We start from the raw sequence: 26,195 nt of genomic DNA on the forward strand, positions 1-26,195 counted from the left end.
CCTTTTCTAGCAGCTCACAGCTTGCGCAGGCTCAGCCGCTGCACTTTGTGGTCGGGACCCTTGCGGAGGATCAGGGCGGCCCGGCCTCGCGTGGGGGCCACGTTCTCCACGAGGTTGGGCTTGTTGATGGTCCGCCAGGTCGTACGGGCGTAGTCCAGGGCCTCGTCCTCGGAGACCTGGGTGTACTTGCGGAAGTACGAGGACGGGTTCTGGAACGCGGTGTCGCGGAGCTTGCGGAAACGATTCAGGTACCAGCGCTCGATGTCCTCGATGCGGGCGTCGACGTACACGCTGAAGTCGAAGTAGTCGGCGAGGCCTACGCGGGTGCGGCCGTCCTTGCCGGGCAGGGCGGGCTGCAGGACGTTCAGGCCCTCGACGATCAGGATGTCCGGGCGGCGGACCGTGAGCTTCTGGCCCGGGACGATGTCGTAGATGAGGTGGGAGTAGACGGGCGCCGTCACCTCGTCCTTGCCCGCCTTGATGTCGGCGACGAAACGGGTCAGGGCACGGCGGTCGTACGACTCCGGGAAGCCCTTTCTCGACATCAGGCCGCGGGCCTCCAGCTCCTTCGTCGGGAGGAGGAAGCCGTCCGTGGTGACCAGCTCCACGCGCGGGTGCTCGGGCCAGCGGGAGAGCAGGGCCTGGAGGAGACGGGCGACGGTGGACTTGCCGACGGCGACGGATCCCGCGACCCCTATGACGAAGGGGGTGCCGGACTGGGAGCCCTGTTCGCCGAGGAAGGTGTTGAGCGCGCTTCTGAGGCCGTCCGTGGCGCCGACGTAGAGATTGAGCAGGCGGGAGAGCGGGAGGTAGATGTCCCGCACCTCGTCGAGGTCGATGACATCGCCGAGGCCGCGCAGCTTCTCGACCTCCTCGGCGGTGAGCGGCAGCGGCGTCTTGTCGCGCAGCGCGCTCCACTCGGCTCGGGTGAGGTCGACGTAGGGAGTCGCCTCCGGCCTGGGCCGGTGGGCGCTCCGGGGCATCGGAGAGACCGGAGAGATCACAGTCCATTGTTACGGGCGGACGAACGGACGGTGGGGTGGGATCCGTCACGCGCCCAGGATTTCCGGGCGAACCGGGACAAGGTGGGGAATGTCAGTGGCGTGCGTCACAGTTGTGGGAGAGGTGGGCCCAGGCCAGGGTCCACCCGGACATGACGTAACCCCGAGGGGTAACCCATGACGTATGCGATTGAGGCGGAAGGCCTGGTCAAGCGGTTCAAGGACACCGAGGCGCTGGCCGGGGTCGACCTGGGGGCCCGGCAGGGCTCGGTGCTCGGGCTGCTGGGGCCCAATGGCGCGGGGAAGACGACCGCGGTGCGGATCTTCGCGACGCTGCTCCAGCCGGACGGGGGCCGGGCTCATGTGGCCGGGCACGACGTCGTGCGGGAGGCGGGGATCGTGCGGTCGCTGGTCGGGCTGACCGGTCAGTACGCCGCGGTCGACGAGAACCTGACCGGTACGGAGAATCTGCTGCTCATCGGCAGGCTGCTCGGTCTGCCACGGGCCGAGGCGAAGGCGCGGGCGCGCGAGCTGCTGGAGCGGTTCCAGCTCATGGACGCGGCCGGACGGGCCGTGAAGACGTACTCGGGCGGTATGCGACGGCGCCTCGACCTCGCCGCGAGCCTGGTCGGCCGGCCCCGCATCCTCTTTCTCGACGAGCCCACGACCGGACTCGACCCGCACAGCCGAGGTGAGCTGTGGGACCTGCTGCGCGGCCTGGTCGCGGACGGGGCGACGGCCCTGCTGACCACGCAGTATCTGAACGAGGCCGATGTGCTCGCCGACGACATCGTGGTGATCGACAAGGGCCGGGTGATCGCCGAGGGCACCCCGGACCAGCTCAAGTCCCAGGTCGGCGGCCAGGTGCTGCAGGTGCGGCCGCTGGTCGCGGCGGAGCTCGGGCGAGTGCACGCGCTGGTGGCCCAGGCGGCCGGCACCCAGACCCAGATCGAGGGCGAGACGGTCACGGCCCCGGTGAAGGACCCCGAGCTGATGCCGGCCGTGGTCCGCACACTGGACCGGGAGGGGATAGCGGTGGGCGAGCTGGCGCTACGGCGCTCCTCGCTCGACGAGGTGTTCCTGGCGCTGACGGGACACCGTGCCGAGCCGGAGCCGGAGCCGGAAGAGGACGGCGGGGAGCCCGTCAGTGAGGACGCCGAGCTGGAGAAGGCGGTGAACTGACCATGGCCGCCACCACCATCACGGCCCCCATCACCAAGTCGGGCCGGGTACGCCCCCTCGCCGGACTCCAGCAGACCTTCACCATGGCCTGGCGGAGCCTGGTCGCGGTCAAGCACAACCCGCTCGAACTGGTCGACTACAGCATCACGCCGATCATGTTCGTGTTCCTGTTCACCTACGTCCTGGGCGGGCAGATGGCCGGATCGCCCGAGGCGTATCTGAAGTACGCGCTGCCCGGGATCATCGTGCAGAACACCCTGTTCATGACGATGTACACGGCGATGGCGCTCAACACCGACCTCACCAAGGGCGTCTTCGACCGGCTGCGGAGCCTGCCGATAGCCCGCTCGGCGCCGCTGATCGGCCGGATCACGGCGGACCTCGCCAAGCACCTGTGGGCGCTGCTGCTGATGATCGGGCTCGGACTGCTGCTCGGCTTCCGGGTCACGGGCGGGCTCGACGGGTTCCTGCTCGGCACGCTGCTGGTGATCGTCTTCGCGGCGGCGGTGTCGTGGAGCGCGGTGCTGATCGGGATGCTCGCGGGGGACGCGGAGAAGGTGCAGGCGTTCGCCTTCACCCTCATCTTCCCGATCACCTTCACCAGCAGCGCGTTCGTCATGGTGGACACGATGCCGGGGTGGCTCCAGGCGTGGAGCGATGTGAACCCGGTGACCCACCTCTCCGACGCGTTCCGCGGGCTGCTGCTCGGCGGTCCGGTCGCGGAGCCCGTGCTGTGGTCGCTGGTGTGGGCGGCCGGGATAGCGCTCGTGTTCTATCCGCTGGCGATGCGGGCGTACCGGGCGAAGACATGAGGCTTTTCTGCTGCGGTAGGGCGTGGGAATTTCCGAAATCGGGCACGCAGTGGCCGGTTCGGCGATGGATTCGATCGTAGGCTGCCGCTCATGTGCGGAATCGTGGGATACGTGGGGTCGCAGTCGGCGCTCGATGTCGTGATGGCCGGGCTGAAGCGATTGGAGTACCGGGGTTACGACTCGGCGGGCGTGGCCGTGCTCGCGGACGGCGGTCTGGCCGCCGCGAAGAAGGCCGGGAAGCTCGTCAACCTGGAGAAGCAACTGGTTGAGCGTCCGCTGCCGAGCGGCTCCACCGGCATCGGGCACACCCGGTGGGCGACACACGGCGGACCCACGGATGCCAACGCGCATCCGCACCTGGACAACGCCGGACGCGTGGCCGTGGTGCACAACGGCATCATCGAGAACTTCGCGCTGCTGCGGGCCGAGTTGGCGGAGCGGGGGCATGAACTGGCCTCCGAGACCGACACCGAGGTCGTCGCGCATCTGCTCGCCGAGGAGTTCTCCTCCTGCGCGGACCTCGCGGAGGCGATGCGGCTGGTGTGCCGGCGGCTGGAAGGGGCGTTCACGCTGGTCGCGGTGCACGCGGACGAGCCGGACGTGGTGGTCGGCGCGCGTCGCAACTCGCCGCTGGTGGTGGGCGTGGGGGAGGGCGAGGCGTTCCTGGCCTCGGACGTGGCGGCCTTCATCGCCCACACCCGCTCCGCCATCGAACTGGGCCAGGACCAGGTCGTGGAGCTGCGCCGCGACGGCGTCACGGTGACCGGCTTCGACGGCAGCCCGGCCGAGGTCCGCTCGTACCACGTCGACTGGGACGCGTCCGCGGCCGAGAAGGGCGGCTACGACTACTTCATGCTCAAGGAGATCGCCGAGCAGCCGAAGGCGGTCGCCGACACCTTGCTGGGCCGCATCGACGCGTCCGGCGCCCTGACACTGGACGAAGTGCGGATCTCGGCTTCCGAGTTGAGGGAGCTGGACAAGGTCGTCATCGTCGCCTGCGGTACGGCCTTCCACGCGGGGCTGATCGCCAAGTACGCCATCGAACACTGGACGCGGATTCCCTGCGAGGTGGAGCTGGCGAGCGAGTTCCGGTACCGGGACCCGATCCTGGACGCGCAGTCCCTGGTCATCGCGATCTCCCAGTCCGGCGAGACCATGGACACGCTGATGGCGCTACGGCACGCCCGTGAGCAGGGCTCCCGAGTGCTGGCGATCTGCAACACCAACGGCTCGACGATCCCGCGCGAGTCGGACGCGGTGCTGTACACGCACGCGGGCCCGGAGGTGGCGGTCGCCTCGACCAAGGCCTTCCTGACCCAGCTGGTGGCCTGCTACTTGGTGGCGCTGTACCTGGGCCAGGTGCGCGGCACCAAGTGGGGCGACGAGATCCGGGCGGTCGTCCGGGACCTGGCGGAGATCTCCGGCGAGGTGGAGCGCGTACTGGAGACGATGGAACCGGTGCGGGAGCTCGCCCGGTCGCTGGCCGCCAAGGACACGGTGCTGTTCCTGGGGCGGCACGTGGGGTATCCGGTGGCGCTGGAGGGGGCGCTGAAGCTGAAGGAGCTCGCCTATATGCACGCCGAGGGGTTTGCGGCGGGCGAGTTGAAGCACGGGCCGATCGCACTCATCGAGGACGATCTGCCGGTGGTGGTGGTCGTGCCGTCGCCCCGGGGGCGGTCCGTCCTCCACGACAAGATCGTGTCCAACATCCAGGAGATCCGGGCCCGGGGTGCGCGGACGATCGTGATCGCGGAGGAGGGGGACGAGGCGGTGGTGCCGTACGCGGACCATCTGATCCGGATCCCGGCGACTCCGACGCTGCTGCAGCCGCTGGTGGCGACGGTGCCGTTGCAGGTGTTCGCGTGCGAGCTGGCGACGGCTCGGGGGAACGAGGTGGATCAGCCTCGGAACCTGGCGAAGTCGGTGACGGTGGAGTAGGTGGAGGTCACCACGTCAGGGTGAGCGTGCCTCCGACCGGCAGCGCGTGCCAGCGTTCGGCGTACTCGTCGAGGCGGGAGACGATCCGGTCGACCACCGGGGGAATCTCCCGCACCGTCACATACGCCGGCAGCTCCGCCGCGTGCCCGTGCCGCACCTCCCACACCGGCACCGCGATGCCCGCCAGCTCCTCCGACCTGGCCATGTCGGTCTGGGCCTCGGGGGATGACTTCGGGCGCTTCGACTTGCGGTGCCGGGCGGCCTTGGCGCGCTCCGCGGGGTCGGCCGGCCAGAACAGGCCGTTGTCACCGGCGGCCAGGCGGCCGTAGACCCCGAGTTTGATGCCTGCTTCCGCCTCGACCAGGAAGTGCACCAGGTCGTGCGGGAGGTAGGGGTGTCCGCCGGGGCCGTTGCGCGGGGCCAGCGCGGCGCCCGTCTCGCGGTGCACGGCGATGTCGTAGCTCGTCCCGGGACCCTTGGCGAAGACCACGCGCATGCTCCGCACGGTAGGCGGCCGTGGGGGCGGCGCGCATCCGGTTTTCAGGGGGCTCGCGGTCGCGTGCGCCCGGACTTGCGGGGGCAGCCGCACGCACGGATTTCCGGGGTCAGTCGCGCACCGGTTTCCGGCGGTCAGTCCCGCGCGCCCCGCGGCGCCCGCGCGATCGCCTCTGCTTTCAGTCCCGTGCGCCCCGCGGCGCCCGCGCGATCGCCTCCCTTTTCAGTCCCGTGCGCCCCGCGGCGCCCGCGCGATCGCCTCTGCTTTCAGTCCCGCACATCCCGCCAAGCCCGCACGATCCCCTCCGCCACATCCTGCGCCCCGGCCGGTGCCCCGTCCGCCGCGTACCGTCCCGCGAGGCCGTGCAGGTATGCCGCCACGCTGCCCGCGTCCCGGGCCGGAAGTCCCGATGCGAGCAGGGAGCCCGCGAGGCCCGACAGGACGTCGCCGCTTCCCGCCGTGGCCAGCCAGGCGGTCCCCGTCGCGTTCACCCGTACCGCCGTCTTCGCGTCCGGGTCCGCCACCAGTGTCGTCGAGCCCTTCAGCAGCACCGTCGCCCGGTACAGGCCCGCCAACTCCCGTACCGCGGACAGGCGCGCGCCCTCGACCTCCTCGCGTGAGACACCGAGCAGAGCCGCCGCTTCCCCGGCGTGCGGGGTCATCAGGGTCGGGGCCGTGCGGGCCCGTACCGTCTCCCGGGCCGCCAGGCGCAGGCCGTCCGCGTCGATCAGCACCGGTACGTCCGCCTCCAGCACCTGCGCCACCGTCGCCGCGTCGTCCCCGGCGCCCGGGCCGACGACCCAGGCCTGTACCCGGCCGGCCTTCTTCGGCCCCTTGTCCGACACCAGCGTCTCCGGGAAGCGGGCAAGCACCGCGTCCCCGGCCGGGCCGACGTACCGTACGGCTCCCGCGCCGCCCCGCAGCGCGCCCGCCACCGCCAGCACCGCCGCTCCCGGGTACCGCGCGGAACCGGCCGCGATGCCGACCACGCCCCGCCGGTACTTGTCGCTCTCCGCCCCCGGCACCGGCAGCATCCGTGCCACGTCCGCGTGCTGCAGCGCCTCCAGTTCCGCCTCTTCCGGCAGCTCGAGGCCGATGTCGACCAGGCGGACCGTACCGGCGTACTCACGCGCCGGATCGACCAGCAGCCCCGGCTTGTGCGTGCCGAAGGTGACCGTCAGGTCGGCGCGGATCGCCGCCCCCTTGACCTGGCCGGTGTCCACGTCGACCCCGCTCGGCAGGTCCACGGCGACCACGGCGGCCCGGGTCCGCGCGGCGGCCTCGGCGAGGGTCGCGGCGTCCGGGCGCAGACCGCCCTTGCCGCCGATCCCGACGATGCCGTCGAGGACCAGGTCGGCCCGGTCGATCAGCGTCGCCGCGTTGTCGGTCCCGGTCACGGTCCCACCCGCCCGGCGCAGTGCCGCGAGCCCGCCCGCGTGCGCACGTTCGGGCGCCAGCAGGACCGCCGTGACCCCCGCGCCCCGCCGGGCCAGCCGGGCGCCGGCGTAGAGCGCGTCGCCGCCGTTGTCGCCGCTGCCGATCAGCAGCACGATCCGGCTGCCGTACACCCGGCCGAGGAGGTCCGCGCAGGCGGCGGCAAGTCCAGCCGCGGCCCGCTGCATCAGCGTCCCCTCCGGCAGCCGCGCCATGAGTTCCCGCTCCGCCGTCCTGACCGTCTCCACGCTGTACGCAGTACGCATACGGTCGAGTCTCTCGCGCCCCTCAGCCTTCCGCGACCACCACCGCCGAGGCCACGCCCGCGTCATGACTCAGCGACACATGCCAGGCCCGCACGCCGAGTTCCGCCGCCCGGGCAGCCACCGTCCCCGACACCCGCAGCCGCGGCTGCCCGCTGTCCTCGACGAAGACCTCCGCGTCCGTCCAGAGCAGGCCCGCCGGGGCGCCCAGCGCCTTGGCCAACGCCTCCTTCGCCGCGAACCGCGCGGCCAGCGAGGCGACGCCCCGCCGCTCCCCGCTGGGCAGCAGCAACTCGCTGTCCAGGAACAGACGTCGGGCCAACCCGGGCGTGCGCTCCAGGGATGCCGCGAAACGGTCGATCTCCGCCACGTCGATACCGACCCCGATGATGCTCATGCCGAGCACCCTATGACCGGCGGCACGACTGTCAGAGGTGGCCTGGGGGGCGAAGGTGTGAGCAGGTCGGCCGGGCCGTCGTGCCGTCGCCGGCGCGCTGGTGGCCATATCGAGCAATGGCTGCTGATGCGCACGACATGGAGGTTGTACAAGGCGCGCCAACGCAGGCCGGGTTGAGCTGCGCCGCGTGCGTACGTCCGAGTGACCCCGCCGCGCGGCACGCCCCCGGTGGTTCGGGGGCGCGGTTCGCTGATCGCATGATCTGTTCGCGTATCGCTTGTCGGGGTGTCGCGGTTGTGGTGGCCGCGGCTTTTGTGTTGCCGGTGGGGAGTGCCGCCGCCGTGCCCGCGCCGCCTGTTCCCGAGGGGACCTTGGTGCCGGGCGTCGCGCCGACCTCGTGGGTGATCGACACGCCCGATCAGGTGCTGGCGCCGGACGTTTACACACCCAGTGCTCGGGAGGACGCCGTTGAGCCGCGGGAGGCCGATCCAGGGGCTTATGACCTCGTCGAGTACGTGCCGCTCGGGGACGCCGTCTCCCGTGTCTCGTGCAGCAAGCAGACCGGGCCCTATCAGCGGCAGGTCGAGCGGTGGCTCAAGCTCAAGGTGGACGGGAAGCAGTCCGCCGCCGACTGCCGGGCCGTCCGGGCCTTTCAGGTCAAGCACAAGATCAAGCCCGCCATCGGCTTCGCGGGGCCCGTCACCTGGGCCACCATGCAACTCGTCGGCGCGCGCAAGAACCCGAACGCCGCCAAGAAGTGCCCTGTGCGGTCGTATCGCATCGCCTGTGTCGATCTCAGTCGGCAGTTGACCTGGGTACAAAAGGGGAAAAAGGTCATCTACGGGCCGGTGCCCATGCGGAGCGGCCGGGCCGGATACGGGACGCGGGTCGGGTGGCACAAGGTGTACTGGCGGCACAAGAACCACGTATCGACCCTGTACCACCAGCCCATGCCCTACTCGCAGTTCTTCAGCGGCGGACAGGCCTTCCACGCCGTCTACGGCACGATCTTCACCACCGTCGGGTCGATGGGATGCGTCAATCTGCGGCTCGGGGACGCGAAGAAGCTGTGGGGTGTGCTGAAGAAGGGGGACCGGGTCTACGTATGGGGGCGCAGGCCCTGAGGGCTCGACCGGTCTGTCAGACCCCTCTGAGACACTGGGGGCGCCATGACTGAAACAGCTGTCCTGCGGACCGCGCCCCTGCGGGCCCGCGCCGAGATCGATCTCGCCGCCGTGCGGGCCAATGTGCGGACCCTGCGCGCGCTCGCGCCGGGCGCGGCCCTGATGGCCGTCGTGAAGTCCGACGCGTACGGCCACGGCGCGCTGCCGTGCGCCCGGGCGGCCGTGGAGGCCGGGGCGACATGGCTGGGCACCGCCACGCCCGAGGAGGCCCTCGCACTGCGGGCCGACGGGCGGCTGCCGGACGACGTACGGATCATGTGCTGGCTGTGGACCCCGGGCGGGCCCTGGCGGGAGGCGATCGAGGCCCGTCTTGACGTCTCGGTGAGCGGGATGTGGGCGCTGCGCGAGGTCACCGCCGCCGCCCGCGAGGCCGGCCTTCCCGCGCGCGTGCAGCTCAAGGCCGACACCGGTCTCGGACGCGGCGGCTGTCAGCCCGGCGACGACTGGGCCGAGCTGGTCCGGGAGGCGCTCGCCGCCGAGGGCGAGGGGCTCCTGAAGGTGACCGGGCTCTGGTCCCACTTCGCCTGTGCCGATGAACCCGGGCATCCGTCCATCGACGCCCAGCTCGAACGCTTCCGCGAGATGATCGCCCACGCCGAGGACCAGGGCGTACGCCCCGAGGTACGGCACATCGCCAACTCACCGGCCACACTCACCCGGCCCGACAGCCACTTCGATCTCGTACGGACGGGGATCGCCGTCTACGGCATCTCGCCCAGCCCCGAGCTGGGCAGCCCCGCCGACTTCGGGCTGCGGCCGGTGATGACGCTGTCGGCGTCTGTGGCGCTCGTCAAGCAGGTGCCCGGCGGACACGGCGTCAGCTATGGGCACAAATACACCACTGCGGGTGACACCACCCTTGGACTCATCCCCGTCGGGTATGCGGACGGTGTCCCCCGGCACGCCTCCTCCGCCGGTCCGGTGCTGGTCGGCGGCAAGTGGCGGACGATCGCGGGGCGGGTCGCGATGGATCAGTTCGTCGTGGACCTGGGCGGCGACGTACCCGAACCGGGTGAGCGCGCGGTGCTGTTCGGGCCCGGTGACGGCGGTGAGCCCACCGCCGAGGACTGGGCGCAGGCCGCCGGCACCATCGCGTACGAAATCGTCACCCGGATCGGAACCCGTGTTCCCCGCGTCTATGTGAACGAGGGACAGGCTGGGTGATGGCCCAGTGCCCAGCAGCAGTCCGGTGAAGAGGAGCGGTACGTGAGCGAGAGCAGTGCGGAGGCCGTCGCGGCCGTCGCCTCCGCCGGTAACTGGCGCCGGGCGACCGGTTTCGCGGGCGCCGCGATAGGCGTGGTCGCCGCGGGCGCGGCGGCCGGGGTCGCCATAGAGCGGCTCACCGTCGGCCGGGGGATGCGCCAGAAGGCCCGTCTCGCGCTCGACTCGGCGGGCCCCTACGGCTCGCTGCGCGGCATGCCCGGCAAGGCCTACTCCGACGACGGCACCGAGCTCTACTACGAGGTCGACGACGTCGAGCCCGAGGGCGGCTCCGCCCCGCGCCGGCGCCGCCTCTTCGGCCGCAAGGCCCCGGCCCCCGTCACGGTCGTCTTCAGCCACGGCTACTGCCTCAGCCAGGACTCCTGGCACTTCCAGCGGGCGGCGCTCAGAGGCGTCGTACGGACCGTGCACTGGGACCAGCGCAGCCACGGTCGCTCCGCGCGGGGCGTGGCGCAGGTGCAGGACGGGGTGCCGGTCGACATCGAGCAGCTCGGGCGGGACCTGAAGGCCGTCATCGACGCGGCCGTGCCGGAGGGGCCGATCGTGCTGGTCGGGCACTCCATGGGCGGCATGACCGTGATGGCGCTGGCCGACCAGTATCCCGAGCTGATCCGGGACCGGGTCGTCGCCGTCGCTCTGGTCGGCACGTCGTCGGGGAAGCTCGGCGAGGTCAACTTCGGGCTGCCGGTCGCCGGCGTCAACGCCGTACGGCGGGTGCTCCCCGGTGTGCTGAAGGCGCTGGGGCAGCAGGCCGCGCTGGTGGAGAAGGGGCGCCGGGCCACCGCCGATCTGTTCGCCGGGATCATCAAGCGGTACTCCTTCGCCTCCCGGGACGTGGACCCGGCGGTGGCGCGGTTCGCCGAGCGGATGATCGAGGGCACGCCGATCGATGTCGTCGCCGAGTACTACCCGGCCTTCGCCGACCACGACAAGACCGAGGCCCTCGGCCACTTCACGGACCTGCCGGTGCTGGTGCTGGCGGGGGTCAAGGACCTGGTCACGCCGAGTGAGCACAGCGAGGCGATCGCCGACCTGCTGCCGGACGCCGAGCTGGTGCTCGTGCCCGACGCCGGGCACCTGGTGATGCTGGAACACCCGGAAGTGGTCACCGACCGTCTCGCCGACCTGCTCACCCGCGCGGGTGCCGTGCCCGCGGGCGCTACGGTTGGTGGCTATGGAAGCAGCACCGCACAACCGGGCTGAGACCCGGCTGACCGTCACCTCTCCCGAGCAGATGCGAGAGCTCGGCCGCCGTCTCGCCAAGCTGCTGCGCGCCGGGGACCTCGTGATGCTCAGCGGGGAGCTCGGCGCGGGCAAGACGACGCTGACCCGGGGGCTGGGCGAGGGCCTCGGGGTCCGGGGCGCCGTCACCTCGCCGACGTTCGTGATCGCGCGCGTCCATCCGTCCCTCGGCGACGGCCCGCCGCTCGTCCACGTCGACGCGTACCGCCTCGGCGGCGGGCTCGACGAGATGGAGGACCTCGACCTCGATGTCTCGCTGCCCGAATCCGTGATCGTCGTGGAGTGGGGCGAGGGCAAGGTCGAGGAGCTGACCGACGACCGGCTCCAGATCGTCATCCACCGGGCCGTCGGCGACACGATCGACGAGGTGCGGCAGGTGACGGTCACCGGGCTGGGTGCGCGCTGGGCCGAGGCGGAGCTGGAAGCACTGTCCGCCTGAGCCGTCCATGAACATTCCGACAAGACGTCGGCAAGATATTGCTTTCGGTGTCCCGGGCGTGGTCACATGGTACCCAGCCCGTAGTTAGGTGTACCTAACTACGTCCGCCCCCGGCTCCCAGGAGGCGTCCATGTCGGCCACGCAGCGGGACACGACGCACCCGCGTCCGTTGTCCGGAGTGTCCATGCGCGACCTGCTGGCGGCGTGCGCCGCGGCAAGCGCCGTATCGACGCCACCGCGTGCCCCGGAACCGGCCGCTCCGCGAGCGCCGGTGCAGGAACGCGAAGCCGCCTAGCGAATAACGACGACCTTCTGCCCGATCGTCGCGAAGTCCCACATCGCGTCGCCGTCCGCCCTCGATTCGCGGATGCCGCCCGTCCGGGCCGTCGTGCCCGGGGCGGGGGCCGAGCTGTCGACCGCCGCGCTGAAGCCGATGGCGACGCCGTTCACGCTGGTGAAGCGGACCACGTGCTCGATGGGGACGCCGTCCGTGCCGGTGACCGCGTTGGAGCGTGAGGTGACCGTGTAGACACCCGGGGCCGGGTCCACCGTGCCGGGGGTCACCGTGAAGGTGCGCTTGACCTTGTCGCCCGCGCCGACCAGCCATACCCGGTCGTCGTCCACCGAGTACACCACCCGTTCACCCTTGCCGGACCCGGCGGGCAGAGCGGCGGGGTGCTCCTTGTCGCGGGGGGCCTTGGAGGCGGCCGCCGCGGGCGTGCTGCTGGTGTGTGTGCGGCCCAGGTCGGCCGGGACGGTCGCCGAGGCCTGATAGGCGAGGAAGCCGACGGTCATGAGGGCCGCCGTGGTGAGCCCGGCCACGAATCCGGAGCTGCTGCTTGCCACCGTCGCCCACCTCTTTGTCGTACGTCGTGCTTCCCGGCGACCGTAGCAGTCGGTGACCGCTCCTCCCGGGCGGCCGTGCGTCGGCGCGGGGAGCCGTAGGCTGTTTGCGTGCTCTTGCTCGCTCTGGATACCGCCACCCCCGCCGTCACCGTCGCGCTGCACGACGGTACGGACGTCATCGCCTCGTCGAGTCAGGTGGACGCCCGCCGTCACGGCGAGCTGCTGCTGCCGGCCATCGACCGCGTGCTCGCCGAGGCGGGGCTGAAGCTCGACGCCGTCACCGGCATCGTCGTAGGGACCGGGCCCGGCCCGTACACCGGGCTGCGGGTCGGTCTGATGACCGCCGACACCTTCGGGCTCGCGCTCGGCGTCCCCGTGCACGGTGTGTGCACCCTCGACGGTCTCGCGTACGCGGCCGACATCGCCAACGCCCCCTTCGTCGTGGCCACCGACGCCCGGCGCAAGGAGGTCTACTGGGCGACGTACGCCGACTCCCGCACCCGTCTGACCGACCCGGCGGTCGACCGGCCCGCCGATATCGCCGAGCGGGTCGCGGGACTGCCCGCGGTCGGGGCCGGGGCGCTGCTGTACCCCGACACCTTCCCCAAGGCGCACGAGCCCGAGCATGTCTCCGCCGCGGCCCTGGCCGCCCTCGCCGCCGAACGGCTGGCCGCGGGGGAGGAGCTGCCCGCGCCCAGACCGCTGTATCTGCGCAGGCCCGACGCCCAGGTCCCCAAGAACTACAAGGTGGTCACCCCCAAGTGACAGCGGTGCTGCGCGAGATGCGCTGGTGGGACATCGATCCCGTGCTGGAGCTGGAGAAGGAGCTCTTCCCCGAGGACGCCTGGTCCCGGGGGATGTTCTGGTCCGAGCTGGCCCACGCGCGCGGCGCGGAGGCGACCCGTCGGTACGTCGTCGCGGTCGAGGGCGAGCGGATCGTCGGGTACGCGGGGCTCGCCGCCTCCGGAGACCTCGCCGACATCCAGACCATCGCCGCCGCCCGCGACTACTGGGGCACCGGCCTCGGCGGACGGCTGCTGGCCGAGCTGCTGCGGGCGGCCACCGCCTTCGAGTGCGCCGAAGTGATGCTGGAGTGCCGGATCGACAACGTCCGCGCCCAGAAGCTGTACGAGCGCTACGGCTTCGAGGCCATCGGGTTCCGGCGCGGCTACTACCAGCCGGGCAATGTGGACGCCCTCGTGATGCGCCTGACCACAGATTCCACCAGCGGCTCCGCCGCGGGCTCAACCTCCGGACAAGGAACCGAGATCCATGGCTGACGAACCCCTGGTCCTGGGGATCGAGACCTCCTGCGACGAGACCGGCGTCGGCATCGTGCGCGGGACGACCCTGCTGGCCGACGCCATCGCGTCCAGCGTCGACGAGCACGCCCGCTTCGGCGGGGTGGTGCCGGAGGTCGCCTCCCGGGCGCATCTGGAAGCGATGGTGCCGACCATCGACCGCGCGCTGAAGGAGGCGGGGGTCAGCGCCCGCGACCTGGACGGGATCGCCGTGACCGCCGGTCCCGGTCTCGCGGGCGCGCTACTGGTCGGCGTCTCGGCCGCCAAGGCGTACGCCTACGCGCTCGGCAAGCCGCTCTACGGGGTGAACCACCTCGCCTCGCACATCTGCGTGGACCAGCTGGAGCACGGCGCGCTGCCCGAGCCGACGATGGCGCTGCTGGTGTCCGGCGGGCACTCCTCGCTGCTGCTCTCGTCCGACATCACCTCCGACGTCCGGCCGATGGGCGCCACCATCGACGACGCGGCCGGCGAGGCCTTCGACAAGATCGCGCGGGTGCTGAACCTCGGCTTCCCGGGCGGTCCGGTCATCGACCGGTACGCGAAGGAGGGCGACCCCCGGGCCATTGCCTTCCCACGCGGGCTCACCGGGCCCCGGGATCCGGCGTACGACTTCTCCTTCTCCGGTCTGAAGACGGCCGTGGCCCGCTGGATCGAGGCCAAGCGGGCCGCGGGGGAGGAGGTGCCGGTGCGGGATGTGGCGGCCTCCTTCCAGGAGGCGGTCGTGGACGTGCTGACTCGCAAGGCGGTGCGGGCCTGCAAGGACGAGGGCGTCGACCACCTGATGATCGGCGGCGGGGTGGCCGCCAACTCCCGGCTGCGGGAGCTGGCCCGGCACCGCTGCGAGGCCGCCGGTATCGAACTGCGGGTACCGCGGCCGAAGCTGTGCACGGACAACGGCGCGATGGTCGCCGCGCTGGGCGCGGAGATGGTCGCGCGGAACCGGGCGGCGTCGAGCTGGGACCTGTCCGCCGACTCCTCCCTGCCGGTGACCGACCCGCATGTGCCCGGACACGATCATGTGCACGAGGTCAGCAAAGAGACTGCATCCGACAGCGGCTCCGCCGCGGAGTACCCGTGACGGTCGCGTTGATGTGGGAGGCGCGGGCGGCCGAGGGGCGGGGCGAGGAGCTGCTGGCCTGGGTGCGTGAGCAGCGACTTCCCGAGCGGCCCCTGCGCCGGGAGACGTTCCGGGCCCCGCAGGACCGGGTGCTGGTGATCACCTGGTGGGACGGCGACTACGACGCCGTACTGCCCGAACTGCCCGAGCCGGACGGTGAGTTGGTCACTCGGGCAGTGCACCGGTGGCGGTTCGAGTCAGTGGCCGGGGGCTGACGGAGAGCCGCCAGGGCTTGTCCGGGTCGTGGCCCCGCCACAGCACCTTGTCGTGCCGGCGCTCCCAGTTGACGGCCAGATAGGCCTGGCCCAGCCAGGCCAGCGCCAGCCAGAGCGGGAACAGGGCGGCCGCGGGGTCCAGGGCGAAGGCGAAGCCCAGGGTCGCGGCCGTCATCATGGTGAACAGCCAGGGATTGATCGGACGCCGGAGCAGCGGCGTCTCGACGGGCGCCTCCTCCAGCGGGACCGCGGTCTCGAAGTCCAGCACCTCGCTGAGCCACTTGATCCGGGTCGACTGGAGGAGCGTGAACACGGTCGCGAAGGCGATCAGGCCGAGCAGGAACAGCGGCAGCCCGACCGCGCTGACCAGCGCCCCGTGGACCATGCCGGTCACCGGCACACAGACGGCGGCCACGGCCAACGCGCTGAACACGGAACGCAGTTCATGGTGGACATACCTGTCCATCGCGCCCCTCCCCGAGGCTCAGGTCACCACCGCCTCGCACCTCAGCCGTCGGTCCGGGCCGAGCACCCGTACCGGGCCGGTGAGAGTCAGTCGCGCCGTATGCAGTATCTCCGCGCTGGATGTCCCCAACCGTAGTTCCAGCGCGCCCGGTTCGACCACCTTCAGCTGTGAGAGGTCGGTGAACGCCGACAGATCCGCATGGAAGCGGAAGGTCACACGACGGGATTCGCCGGGCGCCAACTCCAGCCGCTGATAACCGATCAGCCGGACATCGGGGCGGGTCACCGAGGCCACCGGATCGTGCAGATACAGCTGCACCACCTCCGCACCCTCACGGTCACCGGTGTTGCGGACGGTCACGCCCAGGTCGTACGAGCCGTCCGTGCCGATCTCCGCCTGTGCCGCGTCGGACTCCCAGGCGAAGCTCGTGTACGAGCGTCCGTGGCCGAAGGCGTAGAGCGGGGTCGGGTCCAGGTTGCTGACCTCGCCCGCGAGGCCCAGTGGCGGCTGGAGATAGGTCCAGGGCTGCCCGCCGGGCACCCGGGGGACGCTCACCGGGAGGCGTCCCGAGGGGTTGACCCGGCCCGACAGCACTCCGGCGACCGCGGGGCCGCCCTCCTCGCCGGGGAAGAAGGCCTGGACGACCGCGCCCAGGCGGCCGTGCCAGCGGCCCAGCGCGTAGGGGCGGCCGGTGAGCAGGACCAGCACCACCGGGACGCCGGTCGCCACCAGCGCGTCCAGCAACTCGCCCTGTACGCCCGGCAGTTGGAGATCCGTCACATCGCAGCCCTCGCCCGAGGTGCCGCGCCCGAACAGGCCCGCCCGGTCGCCCAGTACCGCCAGGCACACATCCGCCTCGGACGCCCGCGCCACCGCCTCCTCGAAGCCGGAGGGATCGGGGTCCGACACCCCGCAGCCCTCCGCGAACGTCACCTTGGCGTCCGGGAGTTCGGTGCGCAGCGCCTCCAGGACGGTCGGGATCTCGATGCCCATCGGGATGTCGGGGTGGTGGGTGAGGACGTGGGACGGGAAGGAGTAGCAGCCCAGCATGGCCAGGGCGTCCGCGGCGCGTGGGCCCACGACCGCGATCCTGGTGTCCGGGGCCAGCGGCAGCAGCCCATTTGGGTTGTCCAGCAGCACCACCGACTCCTCCGCCAGGCGCCGGGCCAGGGCACGGTTGGCGGTGGAGTCGAGGTCGATGCGCGTCGCCGGTTCCGGGTCCCAGTCCTCGTCCAGCAGGCCCAGTTCGCACTTCTGGAGCAGGACGCGGCGGGCCGCCAGATCCACCAGCTCCTCGGGGACCTCGCCCGCTCGGACCGCCTCCACGAGGGGCTTTCCGTAGCACTTGAGGGTCGGCAGCTCCACATCGATGCCGGCCCGCAGAGCCGCGTGCGCCGCCTCGGCGTCAGTGCCGGCCACGCGATGCAGCGACTGCAGGAAGCCGATGCCGAAGTAGTCCGCGACGACCGTGCCGGTGAACCCCCACTGGTCCCGCAGGAGGTCGGTGAGCAGCCCCGGGTCCGCCGACGCGGGGACTCCGTCCGTCTCGGTGTACGCGGCCATCACACTGCGCGCCCCGCCCTCGCGCAGCGCCATCTCGAACGGCGGCAGCGTCACATCGGCGAACTCCCGCACCCCCGCCCGCACCGGCGCGAGATTGCGGGCGCCCGCCGAGGAGGCGTACCCGGCGAAGTGCTTGAGCGTGGCGATCACCCCGGCGGACTCCAGGCCCCGCACATAGGCGGTGCCGATCGTGCCGGTCAGATACGGGTCCTCGCCGATCGTCTCCTCGACCCGTCCCCAGCGCGGGTCGCGGACGACGTCCAGGACGGGCGCGAGCCCCTGATGGACGCCGACCGAGCGCAGGTCCTCGCCGATCCGGCGGGCCATCTCCTCGACGAGCGGCGGGTCGAAGCTCGCTCCCCAGGCCAGCGGCACCGGATAGGCGGTGGCCCGCCAGGTGGTGAAGCCGGCCAGGCACTCCTCGTGGGCGACGGCCGGGATGCCGAAGCGTCCGGCGGCCGCGATCCGGCGCTGGGCGCGGGCCAGCGCCTGCGCGCCCAGCGCCGGGTCCACGGGGGCGGTGCCGAAGGAGCGGGTGAGCTGGCCGAGGCCCTGGGTGATCAGGTCGTTCCAGTCGTACTCGGCGGTCATCTCGCGTTGCAGTGGCGCGACTCCGTCGCCGTCCGTGGCGGCGCCCACCCATACGCCGTAGAGCTGGGCGGTCTTCTCCTGAAGGGTCATCCGGGAGAGCAGGTCGTCGACGCGGGCGGAGGCGGGCAGAGCGGGGTCGCGCCAGGGGGCGGTGGTCATGAAACTCCTGTCGGGGCGGATGGCCTCTCACGAATGTTTCGTTATTCACCTCGAATGTTCCGGGAACCTAGGGGCGGTGAGAAGGGTTCGTCAAGAGGGGGCGCAGGGATACGATCGCCGCCATGACACCCTCCGAGCCCGCTGAAACCCGGACGACAACCCGCGCGACAGGTCGGTCCGCGCAGACCGCGACGCTCGCCGAGATCGCCCGCGAGGCCGGCGTCTCGGCGCCGACTGTTTCGAAGGTCCTCAACGGCAGAGCCGATGTCGCCCCCGCCACCCGCAGCCGGGTCGAGGACCTGCTGCGCGCCCACGGCTACCGGCGCCGGCGCGCCGAGGCCAGCCGTTCACCCCTCATCGACCTGGTCTTCCACGAGCTGGAGAGCGCGTGGGCGATGGAGGTCATCCGGGGTGTGGAGAACGTCGCCCGGGACGCCGGACTGAGCGTGGTGCTCAGCGAGAGCGCCGGCCGGCTGACCCCCGGGCGCACCTGGGCCGACCAGGTCGCCGCCCGCCGCCCGCACGGCGTGATCCTGGTGCTGTCGGGACTCGACGAGTCCCAGCGCGCCCTGCTCATGAGCCGCTCCATCCCGTTCGTGGTGATGGACCCGGCCGGCGACCCGGGCGCGGACGTGCCGTCCATCGGCGCCACGAACTGGCAGGGCGGGCTCGCCGCCACCCGGCATCTGGTCGAGCTCGGGCACACCCGGATCGGCGCCATCACCGGACCGTCCCGGATGATGTGCAGCCGTGCCCGGATCGACGGCTACCGGGCCGCCCTGGAGACGGCCGGACTCCCGGTCGACCCGGCGCTGATCCGGCCCGGCGACTTCCACCACGAGACCGGTTACCGGGAGGGCCTGAAGCTGCTGCGCGGCCCGGACCGGCCCACCGCCGTCTTCGCCGGCAACGACCTCCAGGCGCTCGGCCTGTACGAGGCCGCGCGCGAACTGGGCCTGCGCATCCCCGAGGACCTGAGCGTCGTCGGCTTCGACGATCTGCCGGTCGCCCGCTGGGTCGGACCGCCGCTGACGACCGTACGGCAGCCGCTGACCGAGATGGCCGAGGCGGCCGCCAAGCTGGTGCTGGACCTCGCCAAGGAGGACGGCGACCCGGCGGCGACCCGGGTGGAACTGGCCACGAGCCTGGTGGTGCGCAGCAGTACCGGTGCGCCTCCGGCGGTTTGAGGGGTCTTGTATTGACGGGCGATCGGTGTCCCCGCACACTGCTCCGAAGCCAATCGGTTGCACAACCGAAACTTTCGGAGGCACCCGCAATGAGATCTCTGAGAACCGGCTTATCCCTGGCATCCCTCGTCTCCGGCCTCGCGCTGCTGCTCGGCGCACCCCCGGCGCAGGCCGCCGACGCCCCGCTGCGCGATCTCGCCGACGCCAAGAGCAAGGTCATCGGCACCGCTGTGACCGGCTCCAAACTCACCGGCACCTACGGCGAGATCGCCGCCCGCGAGTTCAACGCGCTCACCCCCGGCAACGCCATGAAGTGGGGCTCGGTCGAGCCGACCCGGGGCACCTTCAACTGGGCCGAGGCCGACCAGATCGTCAACTTCGCCGAGGCCAACGGCCAGCAGGTGCGCGGCCACACCCTGGTCTGGCACAGCCAGAATCCGAGCTGGCTGACGAACGGCACCTGGACCACCGCCGAACTGCGTCAGCTCATGACCGACCACATCGCCACCGAGGTCGGCCGCTACAAGGGGCGGCTGGAGACCTGGGACGTCGTCAACGAGCCGTTCAATGAGGACGGCACCTACCGGCAGACCCTCTGGTACAACGGCCTCGGCGCCGACTACATCGCCGAGGCCTTGACCGCGGCCCGCGCGGCCGACCCGAGCGCCAAGCTGTACATCAACGACTACAACGTCGAGGGCGTCAACGCGAAGTCCACCGCCCTGTACAACCTGGTCAAGTCCCTGAAGGAGCGCGGCGTCCCGATCGACGGCGTCGGACTCCAGGCCCACCTCATCCTCGGCCAGGTGCCGGCCACGCTCCAGCAGAACATCCAGCGCTTCGCCGACCTCGGCCTCGACGTGGCGATCACCGAGCTGGACATCCGGATGAACCTTCCCTCGGACAGCGCCAAGCTCGCCCAGCAGGCCGCCGAGTACAAGCAGGTCATGAACGCCTGCGTGGCCGTGGCCCGCTGCGTCGGCGTCACCGTCTGGGGCTTCACCGACTCCGACTCCTGGATCCCGGACACCTTCCCCGGCCAGGGCGCGGCGACGCCGTACGACGAGAACTTCGCGCCGAAACCGGCGTACCACGCCATCGCGGAGGCACTCGGCGGTACGACCACACCGCCGACCGGTTGCACGGTGACGTACAGCGTCGTCCACCAGTGGAACGGCGGCTTCACGGGGCAGGTGCGGATCGACTGCTCCGGGGCCTCGCTGGCGTCCTGGAAGGCGAACTGGACGTTCGGCGCGGGCCAGCAGCTCACTCAGGCCTGGAATGCGAACTGCACCCAGTCGGGGTCGGCGGTCAATTGCTCCAACGCCTCCTACAACGGCACCGTGCCGGACGGTGGTTCGGTGACCTTCGGCTTCAACGCGTCCTGGAGCGGGAGCAATCCGGTGCCGGTAGTGACCCTGGGCTGAGAAGTCTGAGAATTTCCGAAGAAAGCGGTCCCGCGGGCGTTCGCCGTAACAATTCGGACGTACGTTCCTGTCCGTGACGGGAGACGACGAGGCAAGACCAGTGGGCCGGCGGTCGAGAGCGCTGAAGGCCGCCGGCCTCGCACTCGCGGGTGCGCTGGTCCTGGCCGCCGCCGCGGCGGGCTGGGCGTACTGGCAGCTCAACGACAACATCAAGAGCGTCGACATCAACAGCGCGCTCGGCGACAACCGGCCGGCGAAGGCGACACCCTCCCCCGAGGCGTCCGCCGAGGAACTGCCCACCGAGGCCCTGAACATCCTGGTCCTCGGCTCCGACTCGCGCAGCGGCGCGGAGAACCAGGCGCTCGGCGGCGGCGACAGCACCGGCGCCCGCTCCGACACCGCGATGGTGGTCCACCTCGACGCGGGACGGTCCGAGGCGACGGTGGTGAGCATCCCGCGCGACACCCTCGTCACCCGTCCCTCCTGCCCGCTGGAGGACGGCGGTTCGACCGAGGTCGCCTACAACGCGATGTTCAACAGCGCCTACGCGGTGGGCGGTCCCGTCTGCGCGGTGAAGACGGTCGAGTCGATGACGAACGTCCGCATGGACCACTACATCGAGATCGATTTCGCGGGCTTCGCGAAGCTGGTGGACGCGCTCGGCGGGGTCACGGTCACCACCGAGGAGGACATCGACGACGAGGACAGCCACCTCACGCTGGAGGCCGGCACCCACCATCTCGACGGCGAGCAGGCCCTCGCCCTCGCCCGCACCCGGCACGGCATAGGCGACGGCAGCGATCTGGGCCGCATAGGCCTCCAGCAGCAGCTGGTGAAGGCGCTGCTGGAGCAGATGTCGGCGACCAGTCTGCTCACCGACCCCGCCCAGCTGTACCGGGTCGCCGACGCGGTCACCGGCAGCCTCACGACGGACACGGGCCTGGACTCCCTGACCGAGCTGACCGGCCTCGGCCGGAGCCTGCAGGCCCTGTCGGCCGACTCGGTGCGGACGGTGACCATGCCCGTCGTACCGGCGCCGTCGGACGCCAACCGGGTGGTGGCGGAGGAGCCGGAGGCGGGCGAGCTGTGGGAGTCGCTGCGCTGAAGAAGTTTTTTCGGCGAGGGTGTCGATCCGGGCGGCTGCCGTTCGACGCAGGGGTGAGAGGCGGGGAGTGACCCCGCCGCTTCGAACCCGAGGAGTCACCATGCCCCGCTACCTGTCACTCGTGCAGATCGACGAGAAGAACGCGCCCGCCGAGGGCCCCAGCGAAGCCCTGATGCAGCGCATGGGGGAGCTGATCGAGGAGATGACCAAGGCCGGGGTGCTGCTCGACACCGCCGGGCTCACCCCCACCGCCCAAGGCGTCCGGGTGCACTACCAGGGCGGCGAGACGTCCGTCATCGACGGGCCGTTCACCGAGGCCAAGGAGGTCGTGGGAGGGTATGCGCTCATGCAGTGCAAGGACCGGGCCGAGGCGATCGAGTGGACCAAGCGGTTCCTGAAGGTCCACGAGCCGCACTGGAGCGTGACCTGCGAGGTGCGCGAGGTCATGGAGGGCTGAGCTTGGCCGCTGCCCCGTACGGGTGTCTGATGGTGGGCTGTGACACCACAGCCCACCGCCGACCCCCGCGGTGCCGTAGAGACCGTCTTCCGTATCGAGTCCCCGCGGATCGTCGCCGCCGTCGCCCGTGTGGTCCGGGACGTCGGCCTCGCCGAGGAGCTCGCGCAGGACGCCCTGGTCGCCGCGCTGGAGCAGTGGCCGCGGGAGGGCGTGCCCGACAACCCGGGCGCCTGGCTCATGGCCACCGCCCGGCGCCGCGCCGTGGACCTGATCCGGCGCCGCGAGAACTACGCCCGCAAGCTGGCCGAGATCGGCCGCAGCCTGCCCGAGGCGGCCCCGCCCGAGGAACCCGCCGACCCGGACGACATCGACGACGACCTGCTCCGGCTGATCTTCACCACCTGCCACCCGGTGCTGTCCACCGAGGCCCGGATCGCCCTCACCCTGCGCCTCGTCGGCGGCCTGACCACACCGGAGATCGCCCGCGCGTTCCTGGTGCCCGAGGCCACGCTCGCCCAGCGCATCGTCCGCGCCAAACGCACCCTCGCCACCAAGAACATCGCCATCGAAGTCCCCTACGGCCCCGACCGCGAGGCCCGCCTCGGCTCCGTCCTGGACGTCATCTACCTGATCTTCAACGAGGGTTACGCCGCCACCGCCGGCGACGACTGGCTGCGCCCGTCCCTGTGCGAGGACGCCCTGCGCCTGGCCCGCGTGCTCTCCGCCCTGATGCCCAAGGAACCCGAAGTCCACGGCCTCACCTCGCTGTTGGAGTTCCAGGCCTCCCGCGCCGCCGCCCGCACCGGACCGGACGGCGAACCGGTCCTCCTCAAGGACCAGAACCGCAGCCGCTGGAACCGCATGCTCATCGCCCGCGGCATCAAGGCCCTGGCCCGCGCCGACGCCACCGGCAGCCCCGGCCGCTACACCCTCCAGGCCGCCATCGCCGCCTGCCACGCGCACGCGTACACCTACGAGGAGACCGACTGGCGTTCCATCGCCACCCTCTACGCCCTGCTCGCCGCCCGAGCCCCCTCCCCGGTCGTCGAACTCAACCGAGCCGTTGCGGTCTCCATGGCCGACGGCCCGGCCCCGGCCCTGAAGATCGTCGACGCCCTCGCGGACGAACCGGCCCTGCGCGACTACCACTTGCTCCCGAGCGTCCGAGGCGACCTGCTGCAACGCCTCGGCCGTACGGAGGAGGCGCGGGCGGAGTTCGAACGGGCGGCTTCCCTGACCCGCAACGAGCGGGAGCGGGAGCTGTTGCTGCGCAGGGCTCAGGCGGGCTGACCCACCAGCATCGTGGGAGCGCCGTGCACCCGGGTCAGGAACACCGTCGCGGAGTGGGGCCCCTGCGGCTTGACCTTCTTGCGCAACTCCTCCGGCTCGACGGCGGATCCGCGCTTCTTGACGGTGAGGATGCCGACCTCACGCTCCCGTAGCAGGGCCTTCAACTTCTTGACGCTGAAGGGGAGTTGATCGGTGATCTCGTACGGCGTCGCGAAGGGCGTGGGGCGCAGTTCGTCGGCGGTGATGTAGGCGATGGTCGCGTCGATGAGCCCGCCGTCCAGCGAGTCGGCGACCTCGGCGACCAGATGCGAACGGATGACGGCGCCATCGGGCTCGTACAAATACCGCCCGACGGGCCGGACTCCGGGGTCGGGCAGGCCTCGGGAGAGGAGGGTGCGCGGTCCGGGCAGCAGCGTCGCTCTGATCGCCCCTGGCGCGGTCCCGAACCACAGCACCGCCTCCTTCACATCCCCGCCGTCCGAGATCCACTCTGCCTCGGCCGGGCCGGGGATCGCCTCGTGCGGGATGCCCGGGGCGATCTTCAGGGCGGCGTGCGGGGCCTTGGCGGCGGCCTGGACGGCCCAGGAGAGGGGCGGCGAGTAGGCCTCGGGATCGAAGATGCGGCCCCTGCCGCCTCTGCGTGCCGGGTCCACGAACACCGCGTCGTACCCGGCGGTGTCCACCTCCGTCACGTCCGCCTCGCGCACCTCGATGAGGTCGGCGAGGCCGAGCGCGTCGGCGTTGGCGCGGGCGACGGCCGCCGTCAGGGGGTCCCGGTCCACGGCCAGCACCCGGATCCCGGCCCGCGCCAGCGCGAGGGCGTCCCCGCCGATCCCGCAGCACAGGTCGGCGAGTGAGGTGACGCCCAGCTCCCGGAAGCGCTCGGCGCGGTACGTCGCCACGCTCGCCCGCGTCGACTGCTCCACCCCGTTCGGCGTGAAGTACATCCGGTGCGCGTCCTCGGCGCCGAACTTCGCCTCCGCCCGCTGCCGCAGCCGCGCCTGTCCGAGCGCCGCGGACACCAGCTCGGCGGGGTGGTCCCGGCGCAGCCGGGTGGCGACGGCGAGTTCGTCGGCGGGGGCGGTGCCGCGCACTTCGTCGAGGAGGGCGCGGCCCTCGGGGGTGAGGAGGGGGGCGAGGTCGTTCACCGGGTCATTGTGGGCCAGTCGGTGGATGGTGCGCCTGCGGCGGAGGTGTCGGCCGGGGATCGGGGCGGGGGCCTGGGAGGATCCGGCTCCATGCGAGTAGTAGTACAAAATGATAAAAATAGGCCCATTCGAGGGCTGCGGATCCGCGGCGGAATCGCCGTGCTCGCCGTCGCCGCCATCGCCTCCGGCTGCGCCGAGGGCACCGGCTCCAAGGCCCGCCCGGCCCCCGGCCAGCAGCCCCTCCTGGCGCCGCCCGCCCGCGCCCTGGACTCCTACGCCACCAAGCTGCGCGCCTCCGTCGCCATGGCGAAGCGATGGGGCCTGCGGAGCGCCCCGCTGGTACCCCCGGCGCCGCCCGCGAAGAAGCCGAGAATCACCACCCGCAAGGGCTTCGAGGTCGACGGACACGCCGAAGACAACCTGCCCCCGGTCTTCACCACGATCCCCACCGAGCAGAAGATCGTCTTCCTCACCATCGACGACGGCGCCGAGAAGGACCCGGCGTTCCTGCGCATGATGACCGAGCTGAAGATCCCGTACACCGCCTTCCTCAGCGACTACCTGGTGAAGGAGGACTACGGCTACTTCAAGCGCATGCAGGTGCGAGGGGTCGGCCTCAACAACCACACCCTCCATCACCCCTTCATGCCCGGCCTGTCCTACGCCCGCCAGAAGCGCGAGATCTGCGGGATGCAGGACGTGATCGAGAGGCGGTACGGCAAACGGCCCGTCCTCTTCCGCCCGCCCTTCGGCAGCTACAACGAGAACACCCTGCGCGCCGCCAAGGCCTGCGGCATCACCCACGCGCCCCTGTGGAACGAGGAGGTCTTCGTCGACCGCTGGGAGTACCGCGAGTGGGACCGGGACATCCACCCCGGCGACATCGTGCTCAGCCACTTCCGGGGCAAGGAGCACTGGAAGGGCACCATGCCCGACATGATCCGCCGGTTCCTCGACAAGATCACCGCCAAGGGGTACTCGGTGGCGCGTCTGGAGGACTACCTGTGAGGCCCCGGGGCCCGCTCGCCGGGGCGGTGGCGGCCGTACTCCTGACGGGCTGCGCCCAGGCCGCGGGCCCCTCGGACAGGCCGGGAGAAGAGGCGGTACGCGCTCCCCTGCCGCCGGTGGTGGAGCACATCCCGACCCGCGACAAGGTCGTCTTCCTCACCTACGACGACGGCGCCGAACAGGACCCCGCCTTCATCGCCCTGGTCCGTGAACTACGGCTCCCGGTCGCCATGTTCCTCACCGACAGCGTGGTCGGACCGGGGTACGCCCACTTCGCCCGCCTGCAATCGGTGGGCGCCTCGATCCAGAACCACACCCTCGACCACACGGCCCTGCGCGGCCTGCCGTACGCGGGGCAGCGCGCCGAGATCTGCGGCCAGCAGGACAAACTCCGCGCCCGCTTCGGCGTCCGCCCCCGCCTCTTCCGCCCACCGCACGGCACGTACGACACGACCACACTCCGCGCGGCGGCCGGCTGCGGGATCTCGGCGGTGGTGCTGTGGCGGGCGGCACTGGGGAGCGACGGCACCCTGACCTACGCCCGGGGCCCGCACCGCCTGCGCCCCGGCGACATCGTCTCGCTGCCCTCGCAGGACCCGACGGGGGTGCGGCTGGTGGAGCGGACGAGGCGGTTGCTGGCGGAGATCCGCGAGCGGGGGCTGAAGGTGGGAAAGCTGGAGGATTACCTCTAGCTCCACGGGAC

General features: G+C 71.5%; 27 protein-coding genes. 19 read left to right on the plus strand and 8 right to left on the minus strand.

Annotated features, from left to right (window positions below; all coding sequences use genetic code 11):
• Positions 1-14 precede the first annotated feature (14 nt).
• Positions 15-983 (minus strand): type I pantothenate kinase, encoded by a 969-nt coding sequence (gene coaA / locus OHT76_RS26100; RefSeq protein ID WP_328873273.1) that lies wholly within the window; start codon positions 981-983, stop codon positions 15-17.
• Positions 984-1,178: 195 nt separating this feature from the next.
• Between coaA and OHT76_RS26105 the strand changes: the two genes are divergently transcribed.
• The 3 genes from OHT76_RS26105 (at position 1,179) to glmS (ending at position 4,933) form a co-directional block, all read left to right on the plus strand.
• Positions 1,179-2,183 (plus strand): ATP-binding cassette domain-containing protein, encoded by a 1,005-nt coding sequence (locus OHT76_RS26105; protein ID WP_328873274.1) that lies wholly within the window; start codon positions 1,179-1,181, stop codon positions 2,181-2,183.
• 2 nt (positions 2,184-2,185) lie between these two features.
• Positions 2,186-2,995 carry an ABC transporter permease gene (locus OHT76_RS26110; protein WP_328873275.1) on the plus strand — a complete coding sequence of 270 codons (810 nt, stop codon included), beginning with the start codon at positions 2,186-2,188 and terminating at the stop codon, positions 2,993-2,995.
• Between the two features lie 90 nt (positions 2,996-3,085).
• Positions 3,086-4,933: a glutamine--fructose-6-phosphate transaminase (isomerizing) gene (glmS, locus tag OHT76_RS26115; protein ID WP_328873276.1), complete on the plus strand. Its 1,848-nt coding sequence runs from the start codon at positions 3,086-3,088 to the stop codon at positions 4,931-4,933.
• Positions 4,934-4,940: 7 nt separating this feature from the next.
• On the opposite strand, the gene OHT76_RS26120 is transcribed toward glmS, so the two are convergent.
• From OHT76_RS26120 to OHT76_RS26130, 3 genes are all read right to left on the minus strand, one after another.
• Complete coding sequence (locus OHT76_RS26120) at positions 4,941-5,429, minus strand: hypothetical protein (protein ID WP_328873277.1); 489 nt, start codon at positions 5,427-5,429, stop codon at positions 4,941-4,943.
• A 266-nt stretch (positions 5,430-5,695) separates the two neighbouring features.
• On the minus strand, positions 5,696-7,129 hold the full coding sequence (locus tag OHT76_RS26125) for an NAD(P)H-hydrate dehydratase (RefSeq protein WP_328873278.1): 1,434 nt from the start codon (positions 7,127-7,129) through the stop codon (positions 5,696-5,698).
• 22 nt (positions 7,130-7,151) lie between these two features.
• Complete coding sequence (locus OHT76_RS26130) at positions 7,152-7,523, minus strand: holo-ACP synthase (RefSeq protein ID WP_328873279.1); 372 nt, start codon at positions 7,521-7,523, stop codon at positions 7,152-7,154.
• 257 nt (positions 7,524-7,780) lie between these two features.
• On the opposite strand from OHT76_RS26130, the gene OHT76_RS26135 reads away from it, so the two are divergent.
• From OHT76_RS26135 to OHT76_RS26155, 5 genes are all read left to right on the plus strand, one after another.
• The gene (locus OHT76_RS26135) at positions 7,781-8,647 is read left to right on the plus strand and encodes a L,D-transpeptidase family protein (RefSeq protein WP_328873280.1); all 867 of its coding nucleotides are present in this window, start codon (positions 7,781-7,783) and stop codon (positions 8,645-8,647) included.
• Positions 8,648-8,692: 45 nt separating this feature from the next.
• On the plus strand, positions 8,693-9,871 hold the full coding sequence (alr, locus tag OHT76_RS26140; protein ID WP_328873281.1) for an alanine racemase: 1,179 nt from the start codon (positions 8,693-8,695) through the stop codon (positions 9,869-9,871).
• 42 nt (positions 9,872-9,913) lie between these two features.
• Positions 9,914-11,131 carry an alpha/beta fold hydrolase gene (locus OHT76_RS26145; protein WP_328873282.1) on the plus strand — a complete coding sequence of 406 codons (1,218 nt, stop codon included), beginning with the start codon at positions 9,914-9,916 and terminating at the stop codon, positions 11,129-11,131.
• Positions 11,103-11,609, plus strand: a complete 507-nt coding sequence (gene tsaE / locus OHT76_RS26150; RefSeq protein ID WP_328873283.1) for a tRNA (adenosine(37)-N6)-threonylcarbamoyltransferase complex ATPase subunit type 1 TsaE — start codon at positions 11,103-11,105, stop codon at positions 11,607-11,609. Before OHT76_RS26145 ends, tsaE begins: the two co-directional genes overlap by 29 nt.
• Before the next feature lie 130 nt (positions 11,610-11,739).
• Entirely contained in the window at positions 11,740-11,904 is a 165-nt protein-coding gene (locus tag OHT76_RS26155) for a hypothetical protein (protein ID WP_328873284.1), read from the plus strand.
• Here OHT76_RS26155 and OHT76_RS26160 read toward each other — a convergent pair.
• Positions 11,901-12,455: a hypothetical protein gene (locus tag OHT76_RS26160; protein ID WP_328873285.1), complete on the minus strand. Its 555-nt coding sequence runs from the start codon at positions 12,453-12,455 to the stop codon at positions 11,901-11,903. The genes OHT76_RS26155 and OHT76_RS26160 overlap by 4 nt on opposite strands.
• A gap of 108 nt (positions 12,456-12,563) precedes the next feature.
• Between OHT76_RS26160 and tsaB the strand changes: the two genes are divergently transcribed.
• Genes tsaB through OHT76_RS26180 form a run of 4 tightly spaced genes read left to right on the plus strand, consistent with a single transcriptional unit; the run spans position 12,564 to position 15,091 of the window.
• Positions 12,564-13,220 (plus strand): tRNA (adenosine(37)-N6)-threonylcarbamoyltransferase complex dimerization subunit type 1 TsaB, encoded by a 657-nt coding sequence (gene tsaB, locus OHT76_RS26165; RefSeq protein WP_328873286.1) that lies wholly within the window; start codon positions 12,564-12,566, stop codon positions 13,218-13,220.
• Between the two features lie 17 nt (positions 13,221-13,237).
• Entirely contained in the window at positions 13,238-13,735 is a 498-nt protein-coding gene (rimI, locus tag OHT76_RS26170) for a ribosomal protein S18-alanine N-acetyltransferase (protein WP_328876622.1), read from the plus strand.
• Positions 13,728-14,837 (plus strand): tRNA (adenosine(37)-N6)-threonylcarbamoyltransferase complex transferase subunit TsaD, encoded by a 1,110-nt coding sequence (gene tsaD, locus OHT76_RS26175; RefSeq protein ID WP_328873287.1) that lies wholly within the window; start codon positions 13,728-13,730, stop codon positions 14,835-14,837. The genes rimI and tsaD overlap by 8 nt, the downstream gene beginning before the upstream one ends.
• A complete protein-coding gene (locus OHT76_RS26180) occupies positions 14,834-15,091 on the plus strand; it encodes a hypothetical protein (RefSeq protein ID WP_328873288.1) in 258 nt (85 codons plus the stop codon). The genes tsaD and OHT76_RS26180 overlap by 4 nt, the downstream gene beginning before the upstream one ends.
• Here OHT76_RS26180 and OHT76_RS26185 read toward each other — a convergent pair.
• Entirely contained in the window at positions 15,042-15,557 is a 516-nt protein-coding gene (locus OHT76_RS26185; RefSeq protein ID WP_328873289.1) for a hypothetical protein, read from the minus strand. The two genes, OHT76_RS26180 and OHT76_RS26185, sit on opposite strands and share 50 nt — an antisense overlap.
• Positions 15,558-15,575: 18 nt before the next feature.
• On the minus strand, positions 15,576-17,870 hold the full coding sequence (locus OHT76_RS26190) for a glycoside hydrolase family 3 N-terminal domain-containing protein (protein ID WP_328873290.1): 2,295 nt from the start codon (positions 17,868-17,870) through the stop codon (positions 15,576-15,578).
• Positions 17,871-17,992: 122 nt separating this feature from the next.
• Here OHT76_RS26190 and OHT76_RS26195 point away from each other — a divergent pair, with 122 nt between their 5' ends.
• The 5 genes from OHT76_RS26195 (at position 17,993) to OHT76_RS26215 (ending at position 23,336) form a co-directional block, all read left to right on the plus strand.
• Positions 17,993-19,057 carry a LacI family DNA-binding transcriptional regulator gene (locus tag OHT76_RS26195; protein WP_328873291.1) on the plus strand — a complete coding sequence of 355 codons (1,065 nt, stop codon included), beginning with the start codon at positions 17,993-17,995 and terminating at the stop codon, positions 19,055-19,057.
• 89 nt (positions 19,058-19,146) lie between these two features.
• Positions 19,147-20,484, plus strand: coding sequence for an endo-1,4-beta-xylanase (locus OHT76_RS26200; RefSeq protein ID WP_328873292.1), 1,338 nt, complete (start codon positions 19,147-19,149; stop codon positions 20,482-20,484).
• A 73-nt stretch (positions 20,485-20,557) separates the two neighbouring features.
• Positions 20,558-21,589: an LCP family protein gene (locus OHT76_RS26205; protein WP_328873293.1), complete on the plus strand. Its 1,032-nt coding sequence runs from the start codon at positions 20,558-20,560 to the stop codon at positions 21,587-21,589.
• Positions 21,590-21,689: 100 nt separating this feature from the next.
• Entirely contained in the window at positions 21,690-22,046 is a 357-nt protein-coding gene (locus OHT76_RS26210) for a YciI family protein (protein ID WP_328873294.1), read from the plus strand.
• Between the two features lie 39 nt (positions 22,047-22,085).
• Positions 22,086-23,336, plus strand: coding sequence for an RNA polymerase sigma factor (locus OHT76_RS26215; RefSeq protein WP_328873295.1), 1,251 nt, complete (start codon positions 22,086-22,088; stop codon positions 23,334-23,336).
• Here the strand turns inward: OHT76_RS26215 and OHT76_RS26220 are convergent.
• On the minus strand, positions 23,324-24,484 hold the full coding sequence (locus tag OHT76_RS26220; protein ID WP_328873296.1) for a class I SAM-dependent methyltransferase: 1,161 nt from the start codon (positions 24,482-24,484) through the stop codon (positions 23,324-23,326). The two genes, OHT76_RS26215 and OHT76_RS26220, sit on opposite strands and share 13 nt — an antisense overlap.
• A 90-nt stretch (positions 24,485-24,574) precedes the next feature.
• On the opposite strand from OHT76_RS26220, the gene OHT76_RS26225 reads away from it, so the two are divergent.
• Together OHT76_RS26225 and OHT76_RS26230 are read left to right on the plus strand one after the other, a co-directional pair.
• On the plus strand, positions 24,575-25,492 hold the full coding sequence (locus OHT76_RS26225) for a polysaccharide deacetylase family protein (RefSeq protein ID WP_328873297.1): 918 nt from the start codon (positions 24,575-24,577) through the stop codon (positions 25,490-25,492).
• Positions 25,489-26,184, plus strand: coding sequence for a polysaccharide deacetylase family protein (locus OHT76_RS26230; RefSeq protein WP_328873298.1), 696 nt, complete (start codon positions 25,489-25,491; stop codon positions 26,182-26,184). The genes OHT76_RS26225 and OHT76_RS26230 overlap by 4 nt, the downstream gene beginning before the upstream one ends.
• Positions 26,185-26,195 lie beyond the last annotated feature (11 nt).

Source organism: Streptomyces sp. NBC_00287 (genome assembly GCF_036173105.1).
Taxonomy (GTDB): domain Bacteria; phylum Actinomycetota; class Actinomycetes; order Streptomycetales; family Streptomycetaceae; genus Streptomyces.